Genomic DNA, 18,839 nt, shown 5'->3' with positions numbered 1-18,839 from the left:
CTCTCGCCACCGTGGAAAAAAGCCAGCCTAGGCACGGGACAAGCGAACAACGGTTGCGCGGGCCCCTACCCGCCGCCCATGTAGCGGGCATGGCAAGCCTCCTCGATCCCGACGCGCGCGGCCGCGTCATTCTCGTCGGCGCGGGACCGGGCGATCCCGGGCTGCTCACGGTGCGCGCGGTGGAAGCGCTGCGTGACGCCGATGTGGTCGTCCACGACGGGCTGATCGACGATCGCGTGCTGGCTCTGGCCCCCGCGACCGCGCAGCGCATCTCGGTCGCCAAGCGCCGCGCGCGCCACACCTTGCCGCAGGAAGCGATCAACGCGCTGATCGTGGCGCACGTCCGCGCCGGCAGCGTGGTGGTGCGGCTCAAGGGCGGCGACCCGTTCATCTTCGGCCGCGGTGGCGAGGAGGTCGAGGCGGTGCGCGCCGCCGGCCTCGCCGTCGAGGTGATCCCGGGCGTGTCGGCCGCGCTCGGCTGCGCCGCCGAGGCGATGCTGCCGCTCACCCACCGCGATCACAGCTCGGCGGTCACCTTCGTCGCCGGCCAGTGCAAAGGGTTGACGGACCAGGACTGGTCCGGCCTCGCCGGGCAGGGTCGCACGCTGGTGATCTACATGGGCGTCGCCACCGCCGAGGCGATCGCGGACAAGCTGATGGCCGACGGCGTCGCCCCCGACATGCCCGTCGCGGTGCTGGAGAGGGGCACGCTGCCGGGGCATCGCGCGCTGCGGACGTTGCTGGCGGATCTCGGCGCGATGGTTTCGCGTGAGCAGGTCGCCAGCCCCGCGATCATCGTCGTCGGCGAGGTGGTCGAGCTGTCCGACGCACAGGACCGGCTCGCGGGCTACGCGCGCGTCGCCGAGAGCGTCGGGAGCCTCTCGGCATGAGGCTGGTGACGGGCAACGATCTGCCGACCGGCGACGTGGTCTGGTGGGCGGGCGGCGGATGGTCGCGCCACATCGAGGACGCGGTGGACGCGGGCGACCGCGCCGAGGCGATCGCGCGCGAGGAAGAGGCGGCGCGGCGCGTCAACGTGCCCTATGTGATCGAGGCGACCGCGACCGCCGAGGGCCCGCGCCCCGCGCACATCAAGGACCGTATTCGCGCGCTCGGCCCGACCGTGCGCACCGACCTGACGCTCAAGCCGGCCGACCCGAACGCGGGCAGCTGGGTGATATGATCTCCTCCCCGGCACGGGGAGGGGGACCGCCGCGGGGAGCGCGGTGGTGGAGGGGGGCCTTCGCGAGCGCACCGTGCGCGGCGAGCCCCCTCCACCACTCGCCTGCGGCGAGCGGTCCCCCTCCCCATGCTGGGGAGGATTAAGGACATTCTATGTACCGTTACGACGAATATGATCAGGCGATCGTGGACGCGCGGGTCGAGGAGTTCCGCGACCAATGCCAGCGTCGGCTCGCGGGCGAGCTGAGCGAGGACCAGTTCAAGCCCCTGCGGTTGATGAACGGCCTCTACCTTCAGCTCCACGCCTATATGCTGCGCGTGGCAGTGCCCTATGGCACGCTCAACGCGCGTCAGATGCGAATGCTCGCCCATGTCGCGCGCAAGTACGACCGCGGCTACGGCCATTTCACCACGCGCCAGAACATCCAGTACAATTGGATCAAGCTGGAGGACGCGGCCGACATCCTCGCCGAGCTGGCGACGGTGGAGATGCACGCGATCCAGACCAGCGGCAATTGCATCCGCAACATCAGCTCGGACCAGTTCGCCGGTGCCGCCGCGGACGAGGTCACCGACCCGCGCCCCTGGGCCGAGCTGCTGCGCCAGTGGAGCACCTTCCACCCCGAGTTCACCTACCTACCGCGCAAGTTCAAGATCGCGGTGATCGCCGCCGACGAGGACCGCGCGGCGATGCGTCTCCACGACATCGGGCTCCAGCTGATCGAGCAGGACGGCAAGCTCGGCGCGCGCGTCTATGTCGGCGGCGGGATGGGGCGGACGCCGATGATCGCGCCGCTTATCCGCGATTTCGTCGGCGCGGACGAGCTGATGAGCTATCTCGAGGCGTGCCTGCGCGTCTACAATCGCTACGGCCGCCGCGACAATATCTACAAGGCGCGGATCAAGATCCTGCTCCACGAGATCGGCGCGGACGAATATCGCCGCCAGGTCGAGGAGGAGTTCCGCGCGGTCAAGCAGCTCGGCATCGATCCGCCTGCGGCAGAGCTGAAGCGGATCAGCGCGATGTTCGCCCCCCCGCCGTTCGACGCCGCCGCTCCCGACACCGTCGACCGCGCCGACCCGGACTTCGCGCTGTGGCTCGACCAGAACGTCAAGCCGCACAAGCAGCCGGGCCATGCGATCGTCAACATCTCGCTCAAGCCGATCGGCGGCATCCCCGGCGACGCCTCGGCCGAGCAGATCGACCTGATGGCCGACCTCGCCGAGCGCTACAGCGCCGACGAGCTGCGCGTCACCCACGCGCAGAACATCGTCCTGCCGCACGTCCGCAAGGCCGACCTGTACGCGGTGTGGCAGCAGCTCGCCGAGACGGGGCTGGCGGAGGCCAACCTCGACCTGATCAGCGACATCATCGCCTGCCCCGGGCTCGACTATTGCGCGCTCGCCAACGCGCGCTCGATCCCGCTCGCGCAGAAGATCGGCCAGCGCTTCGCCGACGCCGGGCGGCAGCGCGAGCTGGGCGAGCTCAAGCTCAAGATCTCGGGCTGCATCAACGCCTGCGGCCACCATCACGCGGGCCATATCGGAATCCTCGGCGTCGACAAGAAAGGCACCGAGAACTACCAGCTGCTGCTCGGCGGCTCGGGCGCGGAAGACGTCAGCCTCGGCCGCATCACCGGGCCCGGCTTCGACGAGGACGGCGTGGTCGACGCGATCGAGCGGGTCACCGACACCTATCTCCAGGTGCGCGAGAAGGGCGAGCGGTTCGTCGACACCTATCGCCGCGTGGGCATGCAGCCGTTCAAGGAGGCGATCTATGGCTGAGCCGCACGCCCGGAGGACTCCCGCATGAGCGACAATGTGCTGCGCTACCGCGACGACGAGGCGCATGACGAGCCCGCGGTGACGCTCGACTCGTTCGTCGCCGGGCAGACCAACGCCGGCGCGGTGCGGCTCGAGGCCGGCGACGACGCGCGCCTGCTGCTGCCACATCTGGAGCGGCTCGCTCTGGTGGAGGTATCGTTCCCGAGCTTCCGCGACGGGCGCGGTTACTCGAGCGCGCGGATCCTGCGCGAGGCGGGCTATGCCGGCGAGCTGCGCGCCGCGGGCGACGTGCTCGTCGACCAGATCCCGCACATGCGCCGCTGCGGCTTCGACAGCTTCGCGCCCGAGACCGCGATCGACGCGGCGGTGCTCGAGCGTTCGCTCGCGCGCTACCCCACGCCGTATCAGCGCGCCGCCGATGCCAGGCTGCCGGTGTGGAAGCTGCGGCATGGCTGAGCCCGCGCGCCAGCTCGACACGATCGACGTGGCGCCATCCTTCACCGTAGAGGAGGCGGCGGCGCTCGACGTCCGCTACGCCGATGCGAGCGCATACGAGCTGCTGGGCGAGCTGATCGCCGGGCCGCTCAAGGGGCGGATCGCGGCGGTGTCATCGTTCGGCGCGGAATCAGCGGTGCTCCTCCACATGGTCGCCGCGGTCGACCGCGACGTGCCGGTGATCTTCACCAACACGCAGAAGATGTTCGGCGAGACGCTGGCATACCGCGACGAGCTCGCCGAGCGGCTCGGCTTCACCGACCTTCGCGTCTTCCGACCCGACCCGCGGCTACTGCGGCTCAAGGACGAGAAGGGCCTGCGCTGGTCGTACGACCCCGACGGCTGCTGCGAGCTGCGGAAGGTCGAGCCGCTGCGCCGGGCGCTCCAGCCGTTCGCGGCGTGGATCTCGGGTCGCAAGGGCTTCCAGGCGTCGACCCGGCGCACGATCCCCCGCGTCGAGGTCGACGACGGTCGTCTCAAGATCAACCCGCTCGCCGACTGGTCGAAGGAGCGCCTCGACGCTTATTTCACCGAGCACGAGCTGCCGCAGCACCCGCTGGAGGCGCAGGGCTATCTCTCGATCGGCTGCGCGCCTTGCACCTCCAAGGTGCGCCCTGGCGAGGACCCGCGCGCCGGGCGCTGGCGCGGCTGGGACAAGGTGGAGTGCGGCATCCACGTCGCGGGCAAGCCGGGCGAAGAGCCGGCGTTCTAGGCGATCGGTCGGGTCCTCGTCGCCCAACGCCGTGACGGGGCGGCGGTAGGCCGACGCACTCCCCTCAGTCGAGATCGCCGACCTCCACTCCTTCCCTCATCTCGGCGCAGGCCGGGATCCACCGCTCCGAGTCCTCCGCGCTCGAGATAGGGCACGACACCGCACCGCGGTACAGCATCGTGCTACGTCGCAGCTTACGCACGCTGACGTCACCCAGATGGACGCCGGCTTTCGCCGGGGTGACGGGCGCCGGGAGGCCGGTCTCTCCAGCGCAACCAGCCGTCGTGGGTCAGGGCGCGAGCCTGGCCGTCGCACAGCTGCGAAGCCGATGAAGTGGCGCTCCCTGCCCGCCTACCCACCCCTGCTCTTGACACCTAGGTCAACGCCACGGATCAATCGGGCGGCCGAGGGTGCGACGCTCAGCCGCGTCCCGGGGGAGTCGATCGTGCCTCGTACCGCCCTCCCCGCTCCCCCGTGCTCCACCCTCACGCTCATCGCCATCGCGGCGCTGCTGGGCGGCTGCGGCAAACAGCGCGACAACCCGGCGCCGCCGCGCGTCGAGGCTCAGATCGGGCAGCTGCCCGCGGAGAGCTCGACGATCGTCGTCCCCGTCACCGCCGATCTCGCCGCGCTCGAGCGCGGGCTCAACCAGGAGACGCCGCGCGTCCTCTGGACGATCGACCAGCACCAAGACCGCTGCGTCGCCGCCAAGAAGATCGATCTGGGCATTGGCAAACTGAAGGTGCTACCCGACCTCGGCTGCCGCCTCGTCGGCCAGGTCACCCGCGGCGCGATCCGGCTGTCGGGCAAGGGCGAGCGGCTCGACCTCGTCATGCCGGTGAGCGCCGCGATCACCGCGCAGAACGTCGGCGGTGTGCTGAGCAAGACCGCCACCGGCCGTGCCGTGGTACGCGCCACCGGCCGGCTCGGCATCGTCGGCGACTGGCAGCCCACCGCCACGCTCGACATCGCCTATGACTGGCGCGAGGAACCCGGGGTGGACGTCGCGGGCCAGCGCGTCACCTTCACCTCGCGCGCCGACGCCAAGCTGAAGGGGATCGTCCGCAAGCTCGAGGGCGACCTGCCGCGCCAGCTCGCCAAGCTGCACCTGCGCGACCAGCTGGCGCAGCTCTGGCCGCAAGGCTTCACGTCGATCTCGCTGAGCAAGCGCAACCCGCCCGCCTGGCTGCGAGTCACCCCGCGCGCACTCGGCTTCGGCGGCTACCGGGTTGAGGGGCGCACGCTGCGGCTGACGCTCGCCGCGGAGGCGCTGACCGAGACCTTCGTCGGTCAGCGCCCGCCCGACCCGGCGGTGACGCCGCTGCCCGCCCCGACGAGGGTCGGCGACCGCACGGGGCTACGCTTCTCGGTGCCGGTGCTGGCCGATTACGCCACGCTGGAGCCGGTGGTGGAGCGCACCTTGCGCAAGCTCGCCGCGCGCGGGCTGAGCGTCACGGGCGTAGGGCCGGTCGATGTCGCCTTCGGCAAGGTCACCGTCTATGCCACGCGAGGAGGCCGGCTCGCCGTGGGCGTGCAGGCCAAGGTGACGCCGCGCGCGATCGGCAGCGCCTCGACCAAGGGCGAGGCCTGGCTGACGGCAGTCCCGTACAACGATCCCGGCTCGCAGCTGGTGCGTGCGCGCGACGTCCAGCTCGTGGCGCGCACCGACTCGGCCGCGGTCGACCTGCTGATCCGCCTGCTCGGCGAGGCGCAGGTGCAGAGTGCTGTCGCGCTCGCGCTCCAGCACGATTTCCGCGGTGACTATGCCGAGGTGCTCGGCAAAGCGCAGCGCGCGATCGGCGCACGGCAGCAGGGCGACTTCTTCCTCTCGACCGACGTCACCTCGGTGGAGAACGGTCAGCTGCAGGTCACCGGCGCGGGGCTGTTCCTGCCGGTGCGCGCGCAGGGCACCGCGGAGATCGCCTACCGTCCGCGGTGAGGGCGCGCGATGAGCAGGTGAGATCCGGCTGAAGTCAGGGCAGCCGGAGCGACCGCGGCGTGTTCAGGCGGGCAGCGCTTCAAAGTCGCGGCGTTCTCGCGTGAACCTAGCTCGCGGAGCGTACCGCGCGAGAACCTGCTCACCGCAGCAGATCGGAGACCTTGTCAAGGAAGCTCGCTATATGGTCGGGCTTGGACACGAAGGCGTCGGCACCAGCGGCGTAGCAGGCGTCCATGTCGTGCTGGCTCTGCAGAACGGTGAGCGCCATCACCGGGATCGCGCGGGTCGCGGGTGCGCCCTTGAGCGTCTCGATAACGTCGAGGCCGCTGACGTTGGGCAAGCGGATGTCGACGATGATCGCGTCGGGTGCGATCGCCTCGGCGGCCACCAGGGCGCCGCGCTCGTCGTCGATCACGCGCGGGTCGTAGCCGCCGATCGTCAGCCAGGAGGAATAGAGTTTACGATGGCTCGGATCGTCCTCGACCAGCATGATGCGCTTCTTCATCCGTCTCCCTCGACGTGGTCGCGCCGATGCGCCTCGCCTGACCTGAATAATACCTTCTGCCTCTCGGGCATGCGATGCGGCGCGTCAATGCGCGATCAGTCGCTCCACCCCGCGCGCGAGCTCACCGAGCCGATAGAGATCAGGCAACACGTCGTGGAGCTTATCGTCGATGACGCAGAGTGCGCCCAGCGGATAGCCGGCGCGATCAACCAGCGGTAATCCCGCGTAGAAGCGAATGAACGGCGCGGCGGTGACGAGCGGATTGTCGGAGAACCGTTTGTCATGGCGCGCATCGGGCACGATCATCGGCTCGCCCGGACGGTGGATCGCATGCGCGCAGAAGGACACGGCGCGCGGCATGTCCTCGTCGACCTCGCCCACCTTGGCAAGGATGCACTGACGACGGCGATCGATGATCGAGATGGTGGCGATCGGCGTATGCGCGACGCGCGCGGCCTCCTCTACCATGTCCTGCAACGCGGCATGCTGATCGCGCGCCGGTTGCCACACGCGCTCGACCGCGACGAGCCGGCGTTCCTCCTCGAAGGGCACAAAGGCCACCTTCCTATCCCCTGTATCTACTACTCACGTAGTAGATCGGATAGTTCGTGGTGCCTCGATCTGCGTCAAGCGTGAACCGATCCGTTCCGGCGGCGTCTCGCCACGCAGCCGCGAGCTCAGTCGTGCTCGGCTTCGCGCCTGGCGCGCGCGGTCATGCCGGTAGCGGAGGCGTCGTCGAGCATCTGCTCGTCGGGCGCGGGCTTCTCCTCAGGCGGCAGCGCCGCGGTGTTGTTGGTGAGGTCGCTCGGCGACGCCACCGGAGAGGGCTCGGGAGCCGGCGTCGGCTCGGGCGTCGGCACGGCCTCTTCGCTGGGCGTCGGCTCGGGCGCGGGTTCCGGCTCGCGCGAGCAGCCGGCGATCGCCAGCGCCGCGGTCGCGAGCAGCGGGAGCATCAGTCGCTTGGTCATCGTCATCATCCTCATCGCGCCGCCACCTGCACCTGCACTGCCGAGCGCCGCTCGACACTGGCGGCCAGCCGCGCGTCCCAGCTGTACGGATCCTCGCGAAAGCCTACCTGCCCGCTCGGGCTGGCGAAAGCCGTCCAATAGAGCAGATAGACGCTGACCGGGGACGCCATCGCCGCGCGCACCGTCTTGCCCGCCGCCACGGTCGAGTCGATCGTCTCGGGCGGCCACTCGGGCGTGTCGCGGAGCATCAGCCGCGCGAGGTCGGCGGGCTTCTCCAGGCGCACGCAGCCGTGACTCGACAGCCGGTCGAAGCGCGAGAAGCCCGAGCGCGCCGGCGTGTCGTGCAGATAGACCGCGAAGTCGTTGGGGAAGTCGAACTTGTAGCGGCCGAGCGCGCTCTTCTCGGACGATTGCTGCAGGCGCTTGCCGCCGTTCCCCGTGTCGATCACGCGGAAACCGTTGCGCTTGAGATAGCCCGGGCTGGCCTTCTCCTTGGGCCACAGCTCCTTGGTGGCGATCGAGGTGGGCACGTTCCACGGCGGGTTGAGCACGATGCTGTTGATCTTGGAGATCAGCATCGGCGTCTCGTTGCCGGGCCGCCCGGTCACTGCCCGCATCGACATCACTGGCTCGTCACCCTCGAAGACGGTGAGCACCGCGGCGGCGATGTTGACCTGCACGCGCTTCTTGTCGAGCTCCGGCGGCAGCCAGCGCCAGCGCTCGAGATTGGCCATGATCTGCCGCATGCGACGCTCGACCGGCACGTTGAGCGCGGCGAGCGTCTGGGCGCCGACCTGTCCCGCCGGGTTGAGGCCGTAGCGCCGCTGCGCGCGCCGTACCGCCTCGAGCAGCGCGGCGTCGAACGTGTCGCCCGACGGCGGCGACTGCGGATCCTCCAGTGCGAGCCGCTCGCGCAGTCTGGCGACGTCGGCGCCGCGGCTGCCGAAGGCAGGCGTGGCGGCCAGCATGCCCCAGCCGCCCTTGCCGGCGATGGCGCGGTAGCGCGCGAGCCCGGCCACGAGCGTGTCGTAGCCCTGATAGGGCGGCGGCAGCGAACGCAGCCAGCTCGACAGCCGATCGCGCGACACCGCGTCGGCGAAGGACGGCAGCGGATCATAGGCGGGCGGGCGAACGCCCCAGTCCTTCTGGAAATCCTCGGGCATCAGCCGCCCGGCATGAACCGCGCGCGCGTGGTCGAGCGCGGCGCGCACCAGCGCTTCGGAGTCGAGCGAGTCGAGGTCGGTACGCCGCGTCAGCCGCAACCCCTGCGCGAGCTCGTCGTCGGCGATCAGCGTGGCGAGCTGCTGGCGCTGCGCCGCGCTGAGCGTCGGCAGTGGCACGCTCGGCGCCACTGGCGGCACGGGAATGACCGGCACCGGCGCGGGCGGCACCGGCGACGCGGGGACCTGGGTGGTCGTTGGGGCCGGCGCGACGACCTGCGCCGCCGCGGGCGCGACCAACGCGACGATGGAAGCGAACGGGCTGGCGCGCCAGAGCAGGCGGCGGCGCGGAGAAGCGGGACGCTGGTTCATCGCGCTTCCTCTAGTGTGCCGCGCGGCCGGTGGGAACACCCCCTCGCGGGGCGTCGACGCGCGGACGCGGGGCTGCCCCGGACGGACACTTCTCTCACTCGCCGTTCCCCGGCAGAAGTTGGAGCCCGACTGAGAGACTCCAGTGCGTCCCACTGCCGCCTTCCCACCTGGGCACCGGCTACCGCCGGGGAACAGGAACGTTCAGGCCATGTAGTGCCGACACAATACCTCTACCCCGTTCGCGTCAGCAACGCGGTACGCAGGCACTGGCATACCAGCTCGTCGCGCTGGTTGTGCAACCGGTGCTCGAACGTCACTAGTCCCGCCTCGGGACGCGATCGGCTGTCGCGGAGCGCGATCACCACGCTGGAGGCGCGCAGCGTGTCGCCGATGAACACCGGCGCGGGCATCACGACCTTATCGTACCCCATATTGGCGACCAGCGTCCCCAGCGTTGTCTCCCCGACCGTCAGTCCCACCATCAGCGCGAAGGTGAAGGTGCCGTTGACCAAAATCTGCCCGAACTCGGAGGCGCGCGCCGCCTCGGCGTCGAGGTGGAGCGGCTGCGGGTTGTGGGTCATCGTCGAGAACAGCAGGTTGTCGGTCTCGGTGACGGTGCGGCGGATCGGATGCTCGACTTGGTCACCGAGCGCCCATCCGTCATAGTGACGTCCCGCCATCACGCGTCCTCCCGCTCGATCCGAACCAGCGGCGCGCCGTCCGCCACCTGTGCGCCAATCACCACATCGAGCGTGGCGACGACACCGTCGAACGGCGCGACCAGGCTGTGCTCCATCTTCATCGCCTCCAGCGTGACGAGCCGCTGCCCCGCGCGGACGCGCTCGCCCGCTGCGACCTCGACCGCGATGACTCGCCCCGGCATCGGCGCGAGGATCGCGCCGTCGCCCGCTGCGCCCCCGCCCGCCGCCGCGGCGCGGAAGGGCGTCAGCGCATAGGTCTGGCCGGCCTCGGTGATGAGCGCGCGCTCACGCTGCTCGCCTCGCCCAGCGTCGCGGGCGAGCGCCACCTCGGCCGGCTGCCCGTCGAGCAGGAACGTCGCCGCGCGTCGCGGTGGCGCGTTGAGGCGGAAACCGGGCACGAGCGCGGGGTCGGTCAGCTCACCCGCCGCGGCGGTGAGCGCGGCCTCGCTCGGCCGCTCGGGCGGCATCAGCGCGATGCCGGCGCGCTCGATCAGCCCGGTATCGACCGCGCCCGACGCGAAGTCGGGATGGTCGAGCGCGCGCACCAGGAAGCCCGCGTTGGTACGCACCGGCCACACCCGCGTCTCGGCGAGGGCCGCGCCGAGCGTGCGCCGCGCACCGTCCCGCGTGTCGGCATGGGCGATCAGCTTGGCGATCATCGGGTCGTAGTGCGGCGAGATCGTCGCGCCCTGTTCCACCCCGGTGTCGACCCGAACGCTTGTGCCGGGACGAAAGGCGATCAGCGTGCCCGTCGAGGGGAGGAAGCCGCGCGCGGGATCCTCGGCGTAGAGCCGTGCCTCGATCGCGTGGCCACGGATCGCGAGCTGGTCCTGGCGCAGCGGCAGCGGTTCACCGCTCGCGACGCGGAGCTGCCACTCGACCAGATCGACGCCGGTGATCGCCTCGGTGACGGGATGCTCGACCTGGAGCCGCGTGTTCATCTCCATGAACCAGACGCGGTCGGCGCGCAGCCCCTCGCTGGCGTCGGCGATGAACTCGATCGTGCCCGCGCCGACATAGACGACCGCGCGCGCGGCGCGCACCGCGGCGTCGCACACCGCCGCGCGGGTGGTCGCGTCCATGCCGGGCGCGGGCGCCTCCTCGATCACCTTCTGGTGGCGGCGCTGGAGCGAGCAGTCGCGCTCGAACAGATGGACGACCTGGCCGTGCCGGTCGCCGAACACCTGCACCTCGATGTGCCGCGGCGCGAGGATGTAGCGCTCGATCAGCACGCACTCGTCACCGAACGCCGCCGCCGCCTCGCGCCGGCATGCGGCGAGTGCGGCGGCGAAGTCGGCCGGGTCGTCGACGCGGCGCATGCCCTTGCCGCCGCCGCCCGCGACCGCCTTGATCAGGACGGGATAGCCGACGCGATCGGACTCGGCGGCGAGCCGCTCGGGCGACTGGTCCTCGCCGAGATAGCCCGGGGTGACGGGCACGCCCGCGGCGATCATGCGCTGCTTGGCGGCGTCCTTGAGCCCCATCGCGCGGATGCTGACGGGGTCGGGGCCGACCCATTTGAGCCCGGCCTCGATCACGGCGGCGGCAAAGTCCGCGTTCTCGGACAGGAAGCCGTAGCCCGGGTGGATCGCGGCGGCGCCGGTCTCGCGCGCCGCGGCGAGGAGCAGGTCGCCGCGCAGGTAGCTGTCGCGCGCCGGCGCTGGGCCGAGCCGGACGGCGGCGTCGGCAAGGCGAACATGCAGCGCGTCCGCATCGGCGTCGGAATAGACCGCGACGGTGCGGACGCCGAGCGCGCGCGCGGTGCGGATCACGCGGCAGGCGATCTCGCCACGGTTGGCGATGAGGAGCGATGGCAGCATGGGGTTTACCTCCGGGACTCGGGGGTGAGCTGCGCTTCATCCGCCCTGATGATGGCGTCATGCTGAACTTGTTTCAGCATCCACCGAGCCACACGCGCCGTCCTACGAAGGTAAGGATGGCCAAGCAGCCGTGCGTCTACATCCTGGCGAGCCGGCACAACGGCACGCTCTACATCGGCGTCACCGCCGATCTGCTCGCGCGGCTGCCCCAGCATCGTGCCGATACGGACGGTTTCACGGGGCGCTACAAGGTCGCCCGGCTGGCCCGCTACGAGTTCTTCGCCGACATGCCCACCGCGATCGCGCGCGAGAAGCAGCTGAAGCGCTGGCATCGCGAGTGGAAGATGAACCTCATCGAGCGCGACAATCCTGTTTGGGCTGATCTCGCGGTGACGCTCGGTTCTGCGCCGCTCCCTCCGCCTACGCGGCTTGGTGGACCCTGAAACAAGTTCAGGGTGACGCCAGGTAGAGGCGAGAGCGCGCATAATGCGGCCTGAACGCTCGCTGCGATGATCACCCACCCCCCTCACATCCGGAACACCCCGAAGCGCGGCGCCTCCTCGACCGGCGCGTTGAGGCACGCCGCCAGCGCCAGGCCGAGCACGTCGCGGGTCTGCGCCGGGTCGATCACGCCGTCGTCCCACAGCCGCGCCGTGGCGTAGTAAGGGTTGCCCTCGTCCTCGTACTTCTGCCGCACCGGCGCCTTGAACGCCTCGGCCTTGTCCTCCGTCCACGTCGCCGCGTCGCGGTGGACGGTGGCGAGCACCGCCGCGGCCTGCTCGCCGCCCATCACGCTGATCCGACTGTTGGGCCAGCTGAACAGGAAGCGCGGGCCATAGGCGCGGCCGCACATGCCGTAATTGCCCGCGCCGAAGCTGCCGCCGATCAGCAGCGTCAGCTTGGGTACGCTGGCGGTCGCAACCGCGGTGACGAGCTTGGCGCCGTGCTTGGCGATGCCCTCCGCCTCATATCTGCCGCCGACCATGAAGCCCGAGATGTTCTGCAGGAACAGCAGCGGCACGCGGCGCTGGCACGCCAGCTCGATGAAGTGCGCGCCCTTCTGCGCGCTCTCGGAGAAGAGCACGCCGTTGTTGGCGAGGATCGCGACCGGCATGCCGTGCACGTGCGCGAAGCCGCACACCAGGCTGCTGCCGAACAAAAGCTTGAACTCGTGGAAGCGCGAGCCGTCGACCAGTCGCGCGATCACCTCACGCACCTCATAGGGCGCGCGCACGTCCTGCGGCACGATCCCGTACAGCTCCTCGGCCGGGTAGAGCGGCGGCGCGGGGGGCGCGAGATTGACCGTCGGCACCGGCGGCGGCGGCAGCGTGGCGACGATGTCGCGCACGATCGTCAGCGCGTCGAGATCGTCCGCCGCGACATGGTCGACCACGCCCGAGCGACGGCCGTGCGTGTCCGCGCCGCCGAGCTCTTCCGCGCTGATCTCCTCGCCCGTCGCCGCCTTCACCAGCGGCGGCCCGGCGAGGAAGATCGTCCCCTGACCGCGCACGATCACCGTCTCGTCCGACATGGCGGGGACATAGGCGCCGCCAGCGGTGCAGCTGCCCATCACGCACGCCACCTGCGCGATCCCGCGCGCCGACATCTGCGCCTGGTTGAAGAAGATCCGGCCGAAATGGTCGCGGTCGGGGAAGACCTCGGCCTGGTGCGGCAGGTTGGCGCCGCCCGAGTCGACGAGATAGACGCAGGGTAGTCGGTTCTCGAGCGCGATCTCCTGGGCGCGCAGGTGCTTCTTGACGGTGAGGGGATAATAGGTGCCGCCCTTCACCGTGGCGTCGTTGGCGACGATCATCACGTGCCGCCCCGAGATGGTGCCGACGCCGCAGATCAGCCCGGCGCCGGGCACCTCGTCGCCGTAGAGCCCGTTCGCGGCGAGCTGGCCGATCTCGAGGAACGCCGCGCCGGCGTCGAGCAGCCGCTCGACCCGCTCGCGCGGCAGCAGTTTGCCCCGCGCTTTGTGGCGCTCGCGCGACGAAGCGCTGCCGCCGAGCGCCGCCGCGGCGACGCGCGCGCGCAGCTCGGTGGCGAGCGCGCGATGGTGCGAGTCGTTGGCGCGGAAGCGGTCGTCGTCGCGCGCTACCGTCGAGGCGAGGACGGGCGCGCTCACTGCGCCACCGGCTCGGTTGCGCCGACCAGCTCGCGCCCGATCAGCATGCGGCGGATCTCGTTGGTGCCCGCGCCGATGTCGAGCAGTTTGGCGTCGCGGAGGAAGCGCTCGACCGGCCAGTCCTTGGTATAACCCGCGCCGCCGAGCGCCTGCACCGCCTCGCCCGCGACGCGGAAAGCGCTCTCCGAGGCGAGCAGGATCGCGCCCGCGGCGTCGAAGCGCGTGGTTCGGCCCGCGTCGCAGCTGCGCGCCACGGCATAGACATAGGCGCGCGCCGAGTTGAGCGCGACGTACATATCGGCCACCTTGGCCTGCATCAGCTGGAAGCTGCCGATCGCGCGGCCGAACTGACGGCGCTCGCGCAGGTACGGCAGCACCGTGTCGAGGCACGCCTGCATGATGCCGAGCTGGATCCCGGCGAGCACGGTGCGCTCATAGTCCAGCCCGCTCATCAGGATCCCGACGCCGCCGTTGAGCGGCCCCATCACGTTCGCCTCGGGCACCTCGCAGTCGGTGAACACCAGCTCGGCGGTGGGGGAGCCGCGCATCCCCATCTTGTCGATCTTCTGGCCGATCGCGAAACCGGGCATGTCCTTCTCGATCAGGAAGGTGGTGATGCCGCGGCTGCCCTCTCCGGTCTTGGCATAGACCACCAACGTGTCGGCGTAGGGAGCGTTGGTGATCCAGAATTTGGTGCCGTTGAGCACCCAGCCGCGATCGCTGCGGCGCGCGGCGAGCTTCATCGAGACGACGTCCGAGCCCGCGCCCGCCTCGGACATGGCGAGGCTGCCGACATGCTCGCCCGAGATCAGCTTGGGCAGGAAGCGCGCCTTCTGCTCGGGATCGGCCCAGCGCCGGATCTGGTTGACGCACAGGTTGGAGTGCGCCCCGTAGGAGAGGCCGATCGAGGCCGAGGCGCGCGCCACTTCCTCCTGCGCGACGACATGCTCGAGATAGCCGAGCCCGAGCCCACCGTCGGCCTCGTCCACGGTGATGCCGTGCAGGCCGAGCTCGCCCATCGCGGGCCAGAGTTCCTCGCGCGGGAACCAGTCCTCGGCGTCGATCCGCGCCGCGAGCGGCGCGATCTTGTCGACAGCGAAACGTCGCGTCGTGTCGCGGATCATCTCCGCGTTCTCGCCCAGCGCGAAGTCGAAATCGGGCGTCATGGGCGCATCCTCTACCGTTCTGCGGAGCGCACCCATACCATCGTCATCGCGGGCGTTCGCCGGGGCGACGAGAGGGAGAGTGGTCCGTCTCTTCTCGTCGTCAGCATAGCCGCGAGACTCCGTCACCCCAAGTTGAAGCGGTCGAACACATTCCATAGATGGCATCTATGATCGACCGCTATTTGCTTCGCTACTTCCTGGCGGTGGTCGACCAGGGCACCTTCTCGCGCGCGGCCTCGCATTGTCGCGTGACGCAACCGACCCTCTCCGTCGGGATCGCCAAGCTCGAGTCGCTGCTCGGCCAGCCGTTGTTCGAGCGCAGCAACCGCCGCGTCGCGCTCACCGCCGCCGGCGCGCGGCTCGCCGAGCATGCGCGTCGGATCGAGGCGAGCTTTGTCGCCGCCGAGCAGGCGGTGAGCGGCTCGCCCGCGGCCAAGCTGATCCGCCTCGGCCTGTGCACCACCCTGCCCGACGACTGGGTAGAGGAAGCGGTGCGCGCGGCCGCGGTGGGCGGCGAACGGCTCGAGCTGGTCGAAGGGCGCGCCGGCGAGCTGCGCGCCGCGCTCGACCGGGGGCGCGTCGACGCGATCGTCGCGCCACTCGACGCCGCGCTGCCGCATCGCGTGCTGTTCGAGGAGCCCTATGCCATGGCGTTCGCGCGCGACCATCGCCTCGCTGCACGCGCCAGCGTCGAGGCGGAGGAGCTCGCCGCCGAGCCGATGGTGGTGCGTCGCCACTGCGAGATGCTCGCCGAGACCAGCCGCTTCTTCACCGCACGCGGCATCCGCCCGTTCATGGCGGCGCGTACGCACAACGACGCGCGCGCGCTCGCCTACGTCCGCGCCGGACTCGCGACGACCCTGCTTCCGGCCTGCTACGCGGACCCGGCGCTCGCGCTGGTGCCGCTCGCCGGCTTTGACCAGCGCAGAACCATGGCGCTCTGCTTCGCGCCCGACAGCCGCGCGCGCGCCGAGGGAAGCGTCGCGCTCGCCCGGATCGGCGATCGTCTGACCGAGTTGGCGCGCGCCGGCGCGGGTGCGTTTACGGTTAATTATCCTACTCCGGTCTAATCGCCCGCCGCTACGGCGCATGCGCCGCATGGGGGGATGTCTATCTATGCCGAAGTCCGCGTTCCTGCTCTCGGCGGCGGTGCTCGCCGGCCTCGCCGCCCCCGCCGCGGCGCAGAACCTGCGCGGGTCAGCCGCCGAGGCCAAGCCGACGGACGCGAAAGCGGGCGATTCACCTAATACCGCCGACATCGTCGTCACCGCGACACGCCGCTCCGAGCGGCTGTCGAACGTGCCGATCGCGGTCTCGGCGTTCGGCCAGGCGGCGCTGCAGAACTCGGGGGCGACCGACATCCGTCAGATGACCCAGATCGCGCCGTCGCTGCTCGTCTCCTCGACCGGCTCGGAGGCGAACGCCGCGGCGCGCGTGCGCGGCATCGGCACCGTCGGTGACAATCCCGGCCTGGAGAGCTCGGTCGCGGTCTTCATCGACGGCATCTATCGCAGCCGCACCGGCGCCGGGCTCAACGATCTCGGCGAGATCGAGCGGATCGAGGTGCTGCGCGGCCCGCAGGGCACGCTGTCGGGGCGCAACTCCTCGGCCGGCGCGATCAGCATCTACACCAAATTGCCCGAGTTCAAGTTCGGCGGCTTCGCCGAGGCGACCTACGGCAATTACGACGCGGTACGCCTCTCCGGCGCGCTGACCGGGCCGGTCATCAAGGACCTGCTCGCCTTCCGCGTCGACGGCGTCTACTCGAAGCGCGACGGCTTCCTGCGCGACGTCGTCAACGACACCGATTACAACAACCGCGATCGCTATTTCGTCCGTGGCCAGCTGCTCTTCACCGTCACCCCCGATCTCGCGATCCGGCTCATTGGCGACTACACCCACCGCGACGAGAAATGCTGCGGGGCGGTCTACGTCGGCACCGCCGAGACGACCGATCCCACGCCCGGCGTGCCCGGCGACTTTGCCTTCAACCCCAATGGCAACCGCATCACCGCGGTGCTGCGCAGCCTCGGCGGCGTGCTGCCGAGCGAGGGCGACCCATACAACCGCAAGGTCGCCTTCAGCCCCGGCCGCGACTATTCGAACCTCACCACCGACGGCGGCCTCTCGGCACGTGTGCGGTGGAACATCGGCGCCACCCAGCTGACATCGCTGACCGCCTATCGCGAGTACAGGTCCGACGGCGCGGCCGACATCGATTACGGCAATGTCGACATCGGCTATCGCCCAGACGACGGCAACAATTACCGGCGCTTCAAGACCTTCACGCACGAGAGCCGCTTCTCGGGCTCGATCCTCGGCAACAAGCTCGACTGGCTGGTCGGCGGCTATTACGCGCACGAGGACCTGGAGGTCGTCGATAACCTCCGCTTCGGCACGCAGTACGGCGCGTTCGCCGCGTGCCGCATCGTCGCGACGATCAACCCGCTCGCGGCTTTGCGCAATCCCGCCAACCCAGGCTGCCTCAGCGCGGCCGGGCGCGGGGCGCTGAGCGGCGCGGTCGGCCCACAGATCGTCGGCGGGATCGATCGGCTGAGCCGGCTCAACGACCTCGGCAGCCTGCGCGACGTCTACGACCAGACCAGCGAGAACTGGGCCTTCTTCACGCACAATATCTACAAGCTGACCGACCGGCTCAACGTCACGCTCGGGCTGCGCTACACGCACGAGAGCAAGACGCTCGCCGCCGCCTTCAACAACAACAACACGATCTGCCCGGCGCAGCAGGCCGCGCTGGCACCGCTGCTGCGCAGCACCAACGCCACGGTCCAGGCGCTCGCCGCCGGCATCGTCACGCTGAGCTGCACCGGCAACTCGACCTCGGCGCTGACCGGCGTCGGGCTCAACGACCGGTTCAAGGAGGGACAGCTCACCGGCACCGGCGTGGTGTCGTGGAAGCCAGTCGACAGCACGCTCGTCTACGCTTCCTACGCGCGCGGCTACAAGGCGGGCGGGTACAATCTCGACCGCTCGGACCTCAGCGCGACGGTGTTCGCGACGCCGACCTCGGCCAGCGCGAGCAACCTGCGCTTTGACCCCGAGACGGTGAACGCCTATGAGCTCGGGCTGAAGTATAGCGCGCACCATCTCACCGCCAACGTCGCGCTGTATCGCTCGGAGTTCGCCAACTTCCAGCTCAATACCTTCAACGGCACGAATTATATCGTGCAGAACATCGGCGGCTGCGACCAGTCGCTGAACGGTGCCGATCACGACAACAACTCCGCCACCGGGACCTGCACGGGCAAGGTCGGCAAGGGCGTGGTCACGCAGGGCGTCGAGCTGGAGCTCGGCCTCTACCCGGCGCCAGACTTCACGGTGAATCTCGGCTACACGCTCGCGGACGCCAAGTATCAGCGCGATCTCGTCGGCAGCAAGTCGGGCGAGCCGCTCAACGCGGCGCTGTTCCTGCTCCCCGGGAGCCAGATGTCGAACGCGCCGAAGCACACCGTGACCAGCGCGGTGACGTGGAGCCCGGCGCTGGGCGGCGGCGGTCTGACCGGTCTGTTCTACGTCGATGGTCGTCTGACGAGCGACTATAATACCGGCTCGGACCTGTTCGTGGAGAAGGCGCAGGACGGCTTCTTCGTGATGAACGCGCGCCTGGGCGTGCGCGGGCCCGAGCAGCGCTGGGCGATCGAGCTCTGGGCGCAGAACCTGCTCGACGCCGATTACCAGCAGGTGGCGTTCAACCTGCCCTTCCAGGGCGCGGGCAGCCGCTCGCAGGTCCAGGCCTTCGGCGCGCCGTCCTACGCGACCGGCAACGCATTGTTCGGCGCTTTCCTGGCCGAGCCGCGCACCTATGGCGTGACGTTGCGCTCGCGCTTCTGAGGCGAGGGGCGCGGGTCAGGCGTGAGGCGCCCGATCCGCGCCGTCCTGCGTAAC

The 18,839-nt window shown here is 70.1% G+C and carries 17 protein-coding genes; 9 read left to right on the top strand and 8 right to left on the bottom strand.

Annotation, left to right across the window (positions count from 1 at the left end; genetic code table 11):
* The first annotated feature begins 89 nt into the window (after positions 1-89).
* The 6 genes from cobA (at position 90) to K7957_RS01410 (ending at position 6,113) form a co-directional block, all read left to right on the top strand.
* The gene (gene cobA, locus K7957_RS01435; protein WP_223010219.1) at positions 90-890 is read left to right on the top strand and encodes a uroporphyrinogen-III C-methyltransferase; all 801 of its coding nucleotides are present in this window, start codon (positions 90-92) and stop codon (positions 888-890) included.
* Positions 887-1,183 (top strand): DUF2849 domain-containing protein, encoded by a 297-nt coding sequence (locus K7957_RS01430; RefSeq protein ID WP_223010218.1) that lies wholly within the window; start codon positions 887-889, stop codon positions 1,181-1,183. Before cobA ends, K7957_RS01430 begins: the two co-directional genes overlap by 4 nt.
* A gap of 152 nt (positions 1,184-1,335) precedes the next feature.
* Positions 1,336-2,967: a nitrite/sulfite reductase gene (locus tag K7957_RS01425; protein ID WP_223010217.1), complete on the top strand. Its 1,632-nt coding sequence runs from the start codon at positions 1,336-1,338 to the stop codon at positions 2,965-2,967.
* A 24-nt stretch (positions 2,968-2,991) separates the two neighbouring features.
* Positions 2,992-3,423, top strand: a complete 432-nt coding sequence (locus K7957_RS01420; protein WP_223010216.1) for a DUF934 domain-containing protein — start codon at positions 2,992-2,994, stop codon at positions 3,421-3,423.
* The gene (locus tag K7957_RS01415) at positions 3,416-4,174 is read left to right on the top strand and encodes a phosphoadenylyl-sulfate reductase (protein ID WP_223010215.1); all 759 of its coding nucleotides are present in this window, start codon (positions 3,416-3,418) and stop codon (positions 4,172-4,174) included. The genes K7957_RS01420 and K7957_RS01415 overlap by 8 nt, the downstream gene beginning before the upstream one ends.
* Before the next feature lie 445 nt (positions 4,175-4,619).
* Positions 4,620-6,113, top strand: a complete 1,494-nt coding sequence (locus tag K7957_RS01410; protein ID WP_343228265.1) for a DUF4403 family protein — start codon at positions 4,620-4,622, stop codon at positions 6,111-6,113.
* A 139-nt stretch (positions 6,114-6,252) separates the two neighbouring features.
* On the opposite strand, the gene K7957_RS01405 is transcribed toward K7957_RS01410, so the two are convergent.
* The 6 genes from K7957_RS01405 to K7957_RS01380 all read right to left on the bottom strand — a co-directional run bounded on the left by K7957_RS01405 (position 6,253) and on the right by K7957_RS01380 (position 11,639).
* Positions 6,253-6,618, bottom strand: coding sequence for a response regulator (locus K7957_RS01405; protein ID WP_223010213.1), 366 nt, complete (start codon positions 6,616-6,618; stop codon positions 6,253-6,255).
* Between the two features lie 84 nt (positions 6,619-6,702).
* Positions 6,703-7,170 (bottom strand): GAF domain-containing protein, encoded by a 468-nt coding sequence (locus tag K7957_RS01400; protein WP_223010212.1) that lies wholly within the window; start codon positions 7,168-7,170, stop codon positions 6,703-6,705.
* Positions 7,171-7,295: 125 nt separating this feature from the next.
* On the bottom strand, positions 7,296-7,586 hold the full coding sequence (locus K7957_RS01395; RefSeq protein ID WP_246616602.1) for a hypothetical protein: 291 nt from the start codon (positions 7,584-7,586) through the stop codon (positions 7,296-7,298).
* Positions 7,587-7,597: 11 nt separating this feature from the next.
* Positions 7,598-9,118, bottom strand: coding sequence for a L,D-transpeptidase family protein (locus K7957_RS01390; RefSeq protein WP_223010211.1), 1,521 nt, complete (start codon positions 9,116-9,118; stop codon positions 7,598-7,600).
* A gap of 230 nt (positions 9,119-9,348) precedes the next feature.
* Positions 9,349-9,798 (bottom strand): MaoC family dehydratase, encoded by a 450-nt coding sequence (locus tag K7957_RS01385; RefSeq protein WP_223010210.1) that lies wholly within the window; start codon positions 9,796-9,798, stop codon positions 9,349-9,351.
* Positions 9,798-11,639, bottom strand: coding sequence for an acetyl/propionyl/methylcrotonyl-CoA carboxylase subunit alpha (locus K7957_RS01380; RefSeq protein ID WP_223010209.1), 1,842 nt, complete (start codon positions 11,637-11,639; stop codon positions 9,798-9,800). The genes K7957_RS01385 and K7957_RS01380 overlap by 1 nt, the downstream gene beginning before the upstream one ends.
* A 116-nt stretch (positions 11,640-11,755) precedes the next feature.
* Between K7957_RS01380 and K7957_RS01375 the strand changes: the two genes are divergently transcribed.
* Positions 11,756-12,082, top strand: a complete 327-nt coding sequence (locus K7957_RS01375) for a GIY-YIG nuclease family protein (RefSeq protein ID WP_246616601.1) — start codon at positions 11,756-11,758, stop codon at positions 12,080-12,082.
* An 83-nt stretch (positions 12,083-12,165) separates the two neighbouring features.
* Here the strand turns inward: K7957_RS01375 and K7957_RS01370 are convergent, their stop codons facing one another.
* Positions 12,166-13,767 carry a carboxyl transferase domain-containing protein gene (locus K7957_RS01370; protein ID WP_223010208.1) on the bottom strand — a complete coding sequence of 534 codons (1,602 nt, stop codon included), beginning with the start codon at positions 13,765-13,767 and terminating at the stop codon, positions 12,166-12,168.
* Entirely contained in the window at positions 13,764-14,933 is a 1,170-nt protein-coding gene (locus K7957_RS01365) for an acyl-CoA dehydrogenase family protein (RefSeq protein WP_223010207.1), read from the bottom strand. Before K7957_RS01365 ends, K7957_RS01370 begins: the two co-directional genes overlap by 4 nt.
* A 167-nt stretch (positions 14,934-15,100) precedes the next feature.
* Between K7957_RS01365 and K7957_RS01360 the strand changes: the two genes are divergently transcribed.
* Both K7957_RS01360 and K7957_RS01355 read left to right on the top strand, forming a co-directional pair.
* Positions 15,101-16,003, top strand: coding sequence for a LysR family transcriptional regulator (locus K7957_RS01360; RefSeq protein WP_223010206.1), 903 nt, complete (start codon positions 15,101-15,103; stop codon positions 16,001-16,003).
* Between the two features lie 46 nt (positions 16,004-16,049).
* Positions 16,050-18,785 (top strand): TonB-dependent receptor, encoded by a 2,736-nt coding sequence (locus K7957_RS01355; protein WP_223010205.1) that lies wholly within the window; start codon positions 16,050-16,052, stop codon positions 18,783-18,785.
* Positions 18,786-18,839: the final 54 nt, after the last annotated feature.

This window comes from Sphingomonas yunnanensis, assembly GCF_019898765.1.
GTDB lineage: Bacteria > Pseudomonadota > Alphaproteobacteria > Sphingomonadales > Sphingomonadaceae > Sphingomonas > Sphingomonas yunnanensis.
The sequence above is the reverse complement of the archived record's forward strand: the minus strand, read 5'-3'. Positions and strand labels throughout refer to the sequence as shown.